General features: G+C 33.8%; 10 protein-coding genes. 3 read left to right on the top strand and 7 right to left on the bottom strand.

What is annotated here, in order from left to right:
* Position 1: 1 nt before the first annotated feature.
* Together Q0772_RS06985 and Q0772_RS06980 are read right to left on the bottom strand one after the other, a co-directional pair.
* Complete coding sequence (locus Q0772_RS06985; RefSeq protein ID WP_298341997.1) at positions 2 to 1,147, bottom strand: aminotransferase class I/II-fold pyridoxal phosphate-dependent enzyme; 1,146 nt, start codon at positions 1,145 to 1,147, stop codon at positions 2 to 4.
* Positions 1,144 to 1,971, bottom strand: coding sequence for a prephenate dehydratase (locus tag Q0772_RS06980; RefSeq protein WP_298341995.1), 828 nt, complete (start codon positions 1,969 to 1,971; stop codon positions 1,144 to 1,146). Before Q0772_RS06980 ends, Q0772_RS06985 begins: the two co-directional genes overlap by 4 nt.
* A 338-nt stretch (positions 1,972 to 2,309) precedes the next feature.
* Between Q0772_RS06980 and gldA the strand changes: the two genes are divergently transcribed.
* The 3 genes from gldA to Q0772_RS06965 all read left to right on the top strand — a co-directional run bounded on the left by gldA (position 2,310) and on the right by Q0772_RS06965 (position 6,660).
* Positions 2,310 to 3,206 (top strand): gliding motility-associated ABC transporter ATP-binding subunit GldA, encoded by an 897-nt coding sequence (gene gldA, locus Q0772_RS06975; RefSeq protein ID WP_298341993.1) that lies wholly within the window; start codon positions 2,310 to 2,312, stop codon positions 3,204 to 3,206.
* 174 nt (positions 3,207 to 3,380) lie between these two features.
* Complete coding sequence (gene pta, locus Q0772_RS06970; RefSeq protein WP_298341991.1) at positions 3,381 to 5,471, top strand: phosphate acetyltransferase; 2,091 nt, start codon at positions 3,381 to 3,383, stop codon at positions 5,469 to 5,471.
* Position 5,472: 1 nt separating this feature from the next.
* Positions 5,473 to 6,660 carry an acetate kinase gene (locus tag Q0772_RS06965; RefSeq protein ID WP_298341988.1) on the top strand — a complete coding sequence of 396 codons (1,188 nt, stop codon included), beginning with the start codon at positions 5,473 to 5,475 and terminating at the stop codon, positions 6,658 to 6,660.
* On the opposite strand, the gene Q0772_RS06960 is transcribed toward Q0772_RS06965, so the two are convergent.
* The 5 genes from Q0772_RS06960 to metH all read right to left on the bottom strand — a co-directional run bounded on the left by Q0772_RS06960 (position 6,646) and on the right by metH (position 12,742).
* Positions 6,646 to 7,392 (bottom strand): head GIN domain-containing protein, encoded by a 747-nt coding sequence (locus Q0772_RS06960; protein ID WP_298341986.1) that lies wholly within the window; start codon positions 7,390 to 7,392, stop codon positions 6,646 to 6,648. The two genes, Q0772_RS06965 and Q0772_RS06960, sit on opposite strands and share 15 nt — an antisense overlap.
* Positions 7,393 to 7,398: 6 nt before the next feature.
* Positions 7,399 to 7,824 carry a VOC family protein gene (locus tag Q0772_RS06955; protein WP_298341984.1) on the bottom strand — a complete coding sequence of 142 codons (426 nt, stop codon included), beginning with the start codon at positions 7,822 to 7,824 and terminating at the stop codon, positions 7,399 to 7,401.
* 9 nt (positions 7,825 to 7,833) lie between these two features.
* Positions 7,834 to 8,934, bottom strand: coding sequence for an acyloxyacyl hydrolase (locus Q0772_RS06950; RefSeq protein WP_298341982.1), 1,101 nt, complete (start codon positions 8,932 to 8,934; stop codon positions 7,834 to 7,836).
* Between the two features lie 34 nt (positions 8,935 to 8,968).
* Positions 8,969 to 9,922, bottom strand: coding sequence for a methylenetetrahydrofolate reductase [NAD(P)H] (metF, locus tag Q0772_RS06945; RefSeq protein ID WP_298341980.1), 954 nt, complete (start codon positions 9,920 to 9,922; stop codon positions 8,969 to 8,971).
* A gap of 147 nt (positions 9,923 to 10,069) precedes the next feature.
* Positions 10,070 to 12,742 carry a methionine synthase gene (gene metH, locus Q0772_RS06940; protein WP_298341978.1) on the bottom strand — a complete coding sequence of 891 codons (2,673 nt, stop codon included), beginning with the start codon at positions 12,740 to 12,742 and terminating at the stop codon, positions 10,070 to 10,072.
* Positions 12,743 to 12,747 lie beyond the last annotated feature (5 nt).

Here is a 12,747-nt window from a genome sequence, read left to right as displayed (position 1 = left end):
ACTATTTTACTCTTGCTAAGGCTTCTTCTAAAACTTCAGTTGATGCGCACAAAGAAAACCTAATATAACCTTCACCTTTAGTACCAAAAATGGTTCCTGGTGTAATAAAAATATGATTCTCCTTCAATACTAAATCTATAAACTCTTCAGCTTTTAAATAAGCAGGTAACTTAGCCCAAACAAAAAGTCCAGACGCTTCTTTATCATAAGTACAATTAAGCGCATCAGCTAATTTCCATACTAAATCCCTACGTTGTTTATATACATTATTTAAAGTTGCAAACCACATATTCGAGCATTTTAAAGCCTCTATAGCACCCTTTTGTATGCCATAAAACATACCAGAATCCATATTGCTCTTTACCTTCAAAATATTACTAATATGCTCGCTTGCTCCCATAACCATACCTACACGCCAACCCGCCATATTAAAAGTTTTGCTTAAAGAATTTAATTCTAAACACACCTCTTTGGCGCCCTCAACACTTAAAATACTTGTTGGGTTATCATTTAATATAAAACTGTATGGATTATCATTTACTATTAAAATATTATTCCGCTTTCCAAAGGCTACTAGCTCTTCAAAAACTGTTTTACTTGGTTTTGCTCCAGTTGGCATGTGTGGGTAGTTTACCCACATCAATTTCACTTTACTTAAATCTAAATTTTCTAGAGCTTTAAAATCTGGCATCCAATTATTTGCCTCATCCAATTCATATAAAACTCCTTTTGCTTCAACCAATTTGGTAACTGATTGGTATGTTGGATATCCAGGGTTAGGAATTAGCACCTCATCACCCGCATTTAAATAGGTCATAGAAATATGCATAATACCCTCCTTACTTCCCATTAAAGGCAAAATTTCTGTACCCGAACTTAAGTTTACCGAAAAATGTTCTTTATAAAATCTAGAAATTGCATCTCTAAGTTCAGGAAGCCCTTGATAACTTTGATATTTGTGCGCAATAGGATTCTCAAAACTCGCAGAAATTGCAGATAGCACCTTTTTTGGTGGCTGTAAATCTGGACTACCTATACCTAAATTAATGATAGGCTTACCATTTGCAATCAGCAAATTAACCTCTCTTAATTTTTTTGAAAAGTAATATTCTTCAACCGTTTGCAATCTATTTGCAACCTCAATCATAACTTCGCATTTTTATATTCTCCTAAAACTTTAAACCCTTCTCCCATAATATCTATAACAGATTTAGCCTTCTTAAAACTGTCATAAGTTTCAAACGTAACATCCACAAAAAAAGCATACTTCCATGGTGTTTCAACAATTGGTAATGACTGAATTTTAGTTAAATTTAATTTACAATCGCTCATTACATTTAATATCGTAGCCAAACTTCCACGCTTGTGGTTAGCCTCAAATTTTATTGACGCTTTATTAATTTCTAGTTCTGGGACTTCAGAATTGGTTCGTTTAACAATTACAAAACGCGTTTCATTATGTTTTATAGTCTGGATGCTATGTGCTAAAATATTCAAATCAAAAATTTCTGCAGCAGTTACACTAGCAATAGCAGCAACACCTGTTGTTTGATTTTTAGAAATACGTTCAGCAACCTCTGCAGTATCCTTGTCCTCAACTAATTTAATATGAGGGTGCTTTTTAAAAAACTCTTTACATTGTAACAAAGCCATAGGATGCGAGTATACCTCTTTAATCTCTTCAATACTTTGATTTGGCAATGCCATTAAATTATGCTGAATATCTAAATAATGCTCACCAACAATATGCAAACCATATTTGTCAATTAATGCATAATTAGGAATTATTGAACCCGCAATAGAATTCTCCAGAGCCATAATTGCAGCATCACATTCTTTATTGCTTAAAGCATCTACCACCCTATCAAATGTCATACACTCAATACTATCTACAGGTTTGTTAAAAAACTCCTGAGATACGATGTGATGAAATGATCCTCTTACACCTTGTATGGCTACTGTTTTTATCAAAATTCAGTTATTAATTCAAATTACTTTACTTCGTATTTGCTTTACCAATAGTTAAACAAAAAAAAGTCTCGATTTTCATCGAGACTTGCATTAAAATATATTGTTCTTCAACTATACATACAACGTCTCGATTTCTTTGCTAAAAAAGAAATAAAAAAAGTTAAAATATGTATAATATGCTGTTGTTCTCATAATTACACGGCTAAAGTAATTATTATTTTAAGAAATCAAAATACTATAAAACCTTTTTTTTATTTTTCTAAAAAATTTTAAAGATTTTATAGTAAATCTACCATTACGTTAGTTATTCAATTATTTTTGAGCAAATTATTTTAAATATGTCTATTGAAGTTCATGATGTTTCAAAAGCTTATGGTAAGCAAAAAGCTTTAAATAGCATCTCTTTTAAAGTTGATAAACCAGAAGTAGTTGGTTTTTTAGGACCTAACGGTGCTGGTAAATCTACGATGATGAAAATTTTAACGACCTATTTAACCGCCAGCAACGGTACTACTAAAGTAAATGGTTATGATGTAAACACCAATGCCAAAGAGGTGCAGCAAAGTGTTGGATATCTTCCAGAACACAACCCACTATACTTAGATCAGTATGTTAAAGAGTATCTAACCTTTAATGCCAATATATATGGTGTAAGCAAACAACGCATTAATGAAGTAATTGATTTAACTGGACTCATACCCGAATCGCATAAAAAAATTGGACAACTATCAAAAGGTTATCGCCAACGTGTTGGTTTAGCCAATGCCCTTTTACATGATCCTGAGGTTTTAATTTTAGATGAACCTACAACGGGTTTAGACCCAAATCAATTGATTGATATTCGAAATTTAATTAAAACCATCGGGAAAACAAAAACCGTATTTCTATCTACACATATCATGCAAGAGGTGGAAGCTATGTGCGACCGTGTTATTATTATAAATAAAGGCAAAATTGTTGCTGATAAAAAATTAAAAGACTTACGCGATGAGAAAGAACAAGTGGTTATTGTTGAGTTTGATTATAGAGTTGAAGACGCCTTTTTACTTAAACTACCCAAAGTTACAACAGTGGTAAACACTCATGACTTTGTTTATGAAATCACGTTTAAAACCTCTGAAGACATGCGCTCTTATGTATTTGATTTTGCACATGACAATCAATTAAAAATTTTACAACTAAATCAAAAAAACACAAGTCTAGAAACACTTTTTAGTGAATTAACTTCGAAATAAAAAAACGATGTCGTTGTCGTTTTATTAATTTTTTGATTTTATTTTGAAGTATGATAAATATCATCTTACTAAGGTTTGGAAGATATTAATTTTGCTGTGTTATTTAGTAAAAAGCATAGTTAATTTGCTAAAAGATATTAGTAAAACTATTTTGTAACCTACAAAACATTAAAAATGAGTAAAGGAATTTATGTAGCAACTATAGAACCCAATAGTGGTAAATCTGTTGTCGTACTGGGATTAATGCGGATGTTATTAGGAAAAACTGCTAAAGTTGGTTATTTCAGACCTATAATTGAAGACACCAAAGCAGGTGAAATGGATAACCACATAAACACGGTAGTCTCATACTTTGAAATAGATATTAACTATAAAAAAACATACGCCTTCACAAGGAGTCAAGTATTAGATTTATATAACAAAGGAAAATCTGGTGATGTTATAGATGAGATTATAAAGAAATACAAATACCTTGAAGAACGTTTTGATATTATTTTAGTTGAAGGCACCGATTTTTCTCATGAAAATTCCAGTTTAGAATTAGATATCAACCTTTTAATTTCTAAAAACTTAGGATTACCTGCCATAATAGTTTCTCAAGGAGATGGAAAACCACTTGATGAAATTGTAGACAATGTTCAGTTAGCTCATGACACCTTCAAAGAAGAAGTTGATGTGCTTTCCATAATGACTAACAAAATTAACCCAGATAATGTTTCTGAATTAAAGTCCCTTTTAAAAGGACGTATTAATAGCGGAACTGATATTACGGTTATCCCCAAAATTAAAAGTCTAGCAAGCCCAACAATTAAAGAAATTGTAAAAAACCTAAAAGGCAGGTTCTTATTTGGTGAAGATATGATTAACAATCAGTCTGAAAACTTTAGTGTTGGTGCTATGCAACTCCGTAATTATTTAACGCATCTAAAGGAAAACGCACTTGTTATTACTCCAGGCGACAGAGCCGATATTATTTTAGGAGCACTTCAAGCAAATATTTCTAAAAACTACCCTAAAATTTCGGGTATTATTTTAACAGGCGGATTAGTTCCAGAAGATTCTATTATGAAACTTATAGAAGGGCTTTCTAGCGTAGTCCCAATTATTAGTGTTAATCAAGGAACGTTTCATGTAACTAATAAAATTGGAAAGATTCGTTCTAGAATTTATGCCGAAAACACTGAAAAAATAGAAACTTCAATCGCTACATTTGAAAAACATGTAGATACTGATAAACTTTCTAATGATTTAATAACATTTGAGTCTGGTATTTTTACACCAAGAATGTTTCAATACAATCTATTACAGCGCGCTTTAAAAGACAAAAAGCACATTGTGCTTCCTGAAGGTTATGACGAACGAATTTTACGAGCTTCTACTAGATTGATTGATGCTCATGTGGTAGATTTAACTTTAATTGGAGATGAGGATAAAATCAGAGAACGTGTTGAAAAATTAGATATCCCACTAAATTTAAATGATATTAGTATTGTTTCACCACAAAAATCTCCACATTTTAAAGATTATGTTGAAACGTTTTATGAATTAAGAAAACATAAAAATGTGAATTTGGATATGGCTAGAGATGCTATGTCTGATGTGTCTTATTTTGCCACCATGATGATTTATAAAGGGCATGCAGATGGCATGGTTTCTGGTGCAGTACATACAACAGCTCACACACTTAGACCAGCATTACAATTTATAAAAACAAAACCTGGTGTAAATATTGTGTCTTCTGTATTCTTTATGTGTTTAGAAGATCGCGTATCCATTTTTGGAGATTGCGCTATTAACCCAAATCCAAATGCAGAACAATTAGCTGAAATTGCAATATCATCTGCTAAATCTGCTGAAGATTTTGGTGTTGAGCCTAAAGTAGCCATGTTATCTTACTCATCAGGTGCTTCTGGAAAAGGTGAAGATGTAGAACGCGTTAGAAAAGCAACCGAAATTGCAAAAGCAAAAGCACCTAATTTAAAAATTGAAGGCCCCATTCAATATGATGCTGCAGTAGATATGCGTATTGGGAAAAGCAAATTACCCGATTCTGAAGTTGCAGGACAAGCAAGTGTTTTAATTTTTCCTGATTTAAATACAGGAAACAATACCTATAAAGCAGTACAACGTGAAACTGGCGCCTTGGCAATTGGCCCTATGCTTCAAGGCCTAAACAAACCCGTAAATGATTTAAGCAGAGGCTGTACTGCTGATGATATTTACAGTACCGTTATAATAACCGCCATTCAAGCTCAAGATATTTAATATGCAAGTACTTGTTTTAAACTCAGGAAGTTCTTCTTTAAAATTTCAATTATTCTATATGCCAGAAGCTACTATTTTATGCTCTGGAATTATTGAGCGTATTGGTTTAGATGATGCTATATTTAGCTTCAAAACAGATAAAGACTCTATTAAAGTTGTTCAAGCTATTCCAAATCATAAAATAGGTTTAGAAATACTTTCAAAACAATTATTGAATAACGAAACTGGTATTATAAAATCCACAGATGACATAAATATTGTTGGACATCGTGTGGTACATGGTGGAAAACATTTTACAGATACTACAGAGGTTACACCAACTGTAAAAGATAAAATTAAAACATTATCCTCTTTAGCTCCTTTGCATAATCCTGCTAATTTGGAAGGTATTGAAGTAGCTGAAGCTATTTTTCCAAATGCTAAACAAGTTGCTGTTTTTGATACGGCATTCCACCAATCTATTCCAGAATATGCTTATAAATATGCTATCCCAAATAAGTTTTCAGATGAGCACAACATTCGGTTATATGGATTCCACGGCACCAGTCATAAATATGTTTCTGAGAAAACTATCGAGTTTTTAGGTAAAGGGCATTCAAAAATCATCACTATTCACTTAGGAAATGGTTGTAGCATGACTGCGATTAAAGATGGAAAAAGTATCGACCATTCTCTAGGATTTTCTCCTGTAAATGGATTGATTATGGGAACACGTTCAGGCGACATAGACCAGTCTATTATATTTCATTTAGCTGATAAATTTGGTTATAGTCTTAGCGAAATCAATACACTACTCCAAAAGAAAAGTGGAATGTTAGGGCTCACAGGATTTAGCGATTTAAGAGATATTCAAGCTGAAGCCGAAAAAGGAAATAAATCTTGCCAATTAGCATTACAAATGAATGCCTATCGCATAAAAAAATACATTGGAAGTTATGCTGCGATTTTAAATGGGTTAGATGCTATTGTTTTTACAGCTGGAATAGGTGAAAACTCTATTGATATGAGGCAACGCGTGTGCGAAGATTTAGACTATCTAGGTATCAATCTTGACATAGAAAAAAACAAAGTTAGACCAGATAAATTAACTGTTATTAACAAAGAAAACTCCAAGGTTAAAATATTAGTAATCCCAACAAATGAAGAACTAGAAATAGCCAAACAATCAGTAAAGTTATTCGAAAATTAATCGTCCTCTGTAAACTTCTTCAACATCAACAATTGGAGGTTGGTTCACAGAAATAACATCGCCTATTCCTGAAATTATACCTTTAATTTCTTGCTGTGGATTTACAATCATGTCGTTGGATCCTCTGTTAGAAACACTAACATTCTCAGCTATTAAATTACGCCCTTCAAATCTGGAAGTCCCAGCAGCAAAGGTTACACTCAAATTTTCCGTTTCTCCAGAAACATAAGCTACAGAGAGATTATTAAAAACCAATCTAAAACTTATATTGTCAATTTGTAATCTAAAATCACCTACATTAAAGGTTCCTTGAGCACCAAAATCCTCAGATAAAACAGTTAAATCAGGATACGTTAACACGCCATCCGAACGAATATCATATTGTGTTGAACTCCTAATCTCAGTGATATTTGGAGCCGTTACATATATTTTTGTAATACCATAATCTCTTACATAATTACAAGTATTATTATCTGTTAAAATCAATCTACCATCAACAACCTCAGCACTAACATCATTCCATAAATTCTTTCCAGTTTCAATGATGACGCTTTGGTTTACATCTTCTTTCAAAATAAGTTCCACATCACGATTTACGAGAATTTTGTCAAAACTAGAAACAACTACTTCTTCCTTAATAATAGTTCCCGCTTTTTGAAAACAATCCCCTGCATCTTCGCTATCACAAGCAAAAACAAAAATAAAAAGTACTACGTATTTTAAAGTTTTCATGTCTTGTTATTCATCAACTGCATTTCCGTTTTCATCTATATGTAAAAACGGATTATAAGCTATTTCCCATAGGTTTTCATCCATATCTGCAACATAACTACTATAACCTCCCCAGAATACTTCCTCTGGTCGTTTTACAATTTTCACACCTTTATTTTCAAGTGTTTCAATTAACGCATCAACCTCTGCTTTTGTTCTCGTATTATAAGCCATAGTAAAACCCTTAAAACCAGAACCTTTAGGATTCACAGTAGCATCTTCAGCTAATTTCTCTCGAGGGTAAAGCGATAGTAACATCCCATTCATTTGAAAAAAAACAATGTTTTCATTACTAGACTTTGTTTTCTTCCATCCAAATTTATGCTCATAAAAATCTGAAGCCATTTGCAAATCATCAACTCCCAGTCCAATAATGGTTAATCTTTGTTCCATTCTTTTAATTTATAATCTAATGCCTATTCCAAATTCAACACCTTCAGCTTTGGCACCATGAGATTTAAGTGTTAAAGCTCCATACCATTTTTTGTAAACATAACGTTTTAAACCAATCCTAAAATACGTTCTACCCTCAAAATCAAAAGGGTAGTATACATAATACCCAAGTTGGGTTAATAAAGATGTTTTATTTATAAATAGTTCATGACCGGCAAAAACTCCTACACGCTTATGGTCTTCATCTCCTGTAACACCAGCATCAGGAAACGCCACACTTCTGTAATAAATAAGTTCCTTTAAAAAATTAGAAAAGAATATATCGGTACCAACCTGTAACGCACTAGATTTATTAATACGTTTATCCGCATAAGCAGAAACCACATACATAGCATATTGCCCACTACCAACCACATCACTTTCATTTATTCCTGCTCTAAAAGCTAAATTATACTTAATAGGTTCTGAAAATTCCTGATCTGCTTTTTTATCTAAAGTATTTTGGTATTCCAAGTCTGAATCTTGCAAATTATAATTTACACCAATATTAAAGGTAATTGAATTGGTTCCGTTATTAGGTGATTTCACATTAGCGTTCGAATAATGAATTAAAGAAAACCCCGCTTGCAAACCAAACCTATCAATTATTCGCTCTTTTTTATAATTAAGCATCACATAAGTACTGCTTCCAAATTTAGTACCAAATGCTACATTCTTAAAATTGGTTTCTCGGTTATAAGGGTTGGTATTGTAAGACATCCCTTGTCCAATTCTAAACATTAAATTTCGCTTAAAAAAATAAAAATTATAATGTGCGTAAAGTGAATAATTGTCTCCTAAAACAGGATTCTTCATATCTTGATAAGCAAAAGACACACCATAATCTGGATAATTAAAACGCTGCTCCCAATCTTCAAAACCGTATGTTTTTTTATTCCAACTCAAAATAACACCGTCAGGGTGTCCTTGAATTAAATGTAGTATTTCATTATTATGTAGTGCAATATTACCCTGAAAATAATTAACATCTACATACGATGTGTGGTTCTTATCCTGAGCAAAAGACAAGCTAAATGCTAAACAAAAAACACATAAAAATATTTGGCGCATAAATAGGTTTTACCCTGTAAAAGTAATGTAATTATTAAAACAACTCTGATGCAATCGCTTTAATATTATCACTTTTCCCCATAGAGTAGTAATGCAACACGGGGACACCAGCGTCCAACAACTCTTTAGATTGCTCGATAGCAAACTCGATACCTACTTGACGTACCTCTTTATTCGTTTTACAATTCTCAACTTCAGAAATTAAAGTTTCAGGAATATCTATTCTAAAAACCTGAGGTAATAATTGCAAATGTCTTTTAACAGCAATAGGTTTAATCCCCGGAATAATAGGCACATGAATACCGGCTTTCTTCGCAGCTTCAACAAACTCAAAATACTTCTGGTTATCAAAAAACATCTGCGTAACCACATAATCTGCACCAGCATCCACCTTCTCTTTTAATCGTTTTAAATCCGTTTGTAACGATGGAGCCTCTAAGTGCTTTTCAGGATACCCAGCAACACCTATACAGAAATCAGCTTTATCATCAACATCTATAACACCATGTAAATACTTTCCAGAGTTTAAATTTTGTATTTGATTTACAAGTTGTGTAGCATAAGAATGCCCTCCTCTTGTAGCCTTAAAATATTGTTCTCCCTTCATAGCATCACCACGCAAAGCCATAACATTATTAATACCCAAATAATGGCAATCCACTAGCAAATATTCCGTTTCCTCTTTAGTAAAACCACCACATAAAACATGAGGTACCGTATCCACATTGTATTTATGTTTAATAGCTGCGCAAATACCTAAAGTACCAGGTCGCATTCTAGTAATCTTCTTATCAAACAATCCCTCTTTTTCAATATACACATACTCTTCACGAGAGGTAGTAACATCAATAAACGGGGGATTAAACTCCATTAACGGATCAATATTATCATATAACTCTTGAATATTTTTCCCTTTCTGCGGTGGTATAATTTCAAACGAAAACAACGTTTTTCCGTTAGCTTTATCTATGTGGTCTGTTACCTTCATCTTTATCTTTTGTCATTCCCATAAAAAACGAGAATCTCATTAATACTCTTATTTTATTTTTTGCGTTCCCCTCAAGGGTCGGGCTTTCACTACTCAATCCCTTCTACGTCGGGGATTTCAAACATGCCGTTCAATCCCTAACGCGGGCTATCCTGCCAAATTAGGGTGCAACCACTTTCTTGCTTTTTCTTTGGTTATGCCTTTTCTTTCGGCATAATCCATTAATTGATCGTCGGTAATTTTACCTAACCCAAAATATTTAGCCTCAGGATTACCAAAATAATATCCCGAAACAGCTGCTGCTGGCCACATCGCTAAACTTTCGGTTAGCGTAACGCCTATTAATTTCTCAACTTCCAATAACTCCCAAATCGTTTCCTTTTCCAAATGATCAGGGCACGCAGGGTATCCTGGTGCAGGACGAATGCCTTTGTAACTCTCCTTAATTAAATCTTGATTTGTTAAATCTTCATCAGCGGCATATCCCCAATGCTTGGTTCTAATTTGCTTATGTAAATACTCTGCAAAAGCCTCAGCAAAACGATCTGCTATAGCCTGTGCCATAATCGCATTGTAATCGTCATCTTTAGCTTTATAACTTTCGGCTAATTCTTGTGCTCCAAAAATCCCAACACAAAATGCACCCATGTAATCTGTTTTTCCAGACGCTTTTGGCGCAATAAAATCAGCTAACGCATGATTTGGAATTCCTTCTCGTTTTTTTAATTGCTGACGCAATGTTCTAAAAACAGCAATTTCTTCACCTTTTTTCTGAACAGAAATATCATCTTCATTAATTGAATTCGCTTCAAACAACCCAAATACCGCTTTAGGCTTTAATAGCTGTTTTGCTATAATATGTCGTATCATGTCTTCAGCATCTTCAAACAATTGTGTAGCCTGCTCTCCAACCACCTTATCAGTTAAAATATCTGGATATTTACCATGTAAATCCCAACTTCTAAAAAACGGACTCCAATCTATAAACGGCAACAATGCTTTTAAACTCAGTTGCTTTAACACCTGAACGCCTAATTCTTTAGGTTTTACAATTTCAGACGTATTCCAATCAATTTTATATTTTCTTTTTCTCGCTTCTTCAATAGAGATATAAGATTTCTCTTTACCGCGTTTTAAAAACTTGGTTCGAAATTCATCATAATCTGCTTTCATTTTTGCCACATAAGCATTTGATGTTTTCTTATTTAACAAATCGCCCACAACCGTTACGGCTCTAGATGCATCATTAACGTGTACTACCGCATTTTTATATTGCGTATCAATCTTTACTGCTGTGTGCGCTTTTGATGTTGTAGCACCACCAATTAATAGTGGTACTTCTAAATTTTTGTTTTGCATCTCTTTGGCGAGATATACCATTTCATCAAGCGATGGCGTAATTAATCCAGACAATCCAATAGCATCAACACGCTCTGCAATAGCGGTTTCTATAATTTTTTCTGGCGGCACCATAACCCCTAAATCTACGATTTCGTAGTTATTACAAGCTAGTACAACACTTACAATGTTTTTACCAATATCGTGCACATCGCCTTTTACGGTTGCCATAAGTATTTTGCCAACAGGCTCCGACTTATCTGATTTTTCAGCTTCAATAAACGGATTTAAATACCCTACTGCCTTTTTCATCACACGGGCAGATTTTACCACTTGGGGCAAAAACATTTTGCCTGCGCCAAATAAATCGCCCACCACATTCATACCTATCATTAAGTTTCCTTCAATGACTTCAATAGGTTTGTTTGCAGCTACTCGTGCCTCTTCAATATCTTCAATAATAAAGGCATCAAGTCCTTTTACTAAAGCATGTGTAATTCTATCTTGTAACGGGTTTTCGCGCCACGATAAATCAACTGTACGTTCTTTTGCTGAACCTTTAACAGTTTCGGCGAAATCTAGTAGGCGTTCGGTTGCATCGTCACGTCTGTCTAAAATTACATCCTCAACATGCTCTAATAAATCTTTTGGAATATCATCATAAACCTCCAACATGGCAGGATTTACAATACCCATATTCATACCATTTTGAATGGCATAATACAAAAACACAGAGTGCATAGCTTCGCGAACGGTATTGTTTCCTCTAAACGAAAAGGATACGTTGCTTACACCACCACTAACCGAAACATTTTCTAGGTTTTCACGAACCCATCGTGTGGCTTCAATAAAATCTATAGCGTTTCTACGGTGTTCTTCCATTCCTGTTGCTACAGGGAAAATATTTAAATCGAATATGATATCTTCTGAAGGAAAACCAACTTTATGCACTAAAATATCATACGAACGTTTTGCTATTTCTATACGGCGCTCATAATTATCGGCTTGCCCAACTTCATCAAATGCCATAACAATTACCGCAGCACCATAGCGCTTAATTTGGGTAGCTTCCCAAATGAATTTTTCTTCGCCTTCTTTAAGTGAAATTGAATTTACAACGCATTTTCCTTGCACAACTTGAAGACCTGCTTCAATGATTTCCCATTTTGAGGAATCGATCATCATAGGAACACGACAAATATCTGGCTCTGCAGCAATTAAGTTTAGAAAACGTACCATGGCTTCTTTTCCATCTATCAAACCATCGTCCATATTAATGTCGACAATTTGTGCGCCACCATCTACTTGATGCCTTGCGATGTCTAATGCCTCATCAAATTTTTCTTCTTTAATCAAACGCAGAAACTTTCGAGATCCCGCAACATTAGTACGCTCTCCTACATTTATAAAATTGCTGTTTTCGTTTAGGATTAGTGGTTCTAACCCCGACAATTTCATGTATTTGGTTTGTTTTACTTTCATTATTT

This window comes from uncultured Algibacter sp., from assembly GCF_947490405.1.
GTDB lineage: Bacteria > Bacteroidota > Bacteroidia > Flavobacteriales > Flavobacteriaceae > Algibacter_B.
The sequence above is the reverse complement of the archived record's forward strand: the minus strand, read 5'-3'. Positions and strand labels throughout refer to the sequence as shown.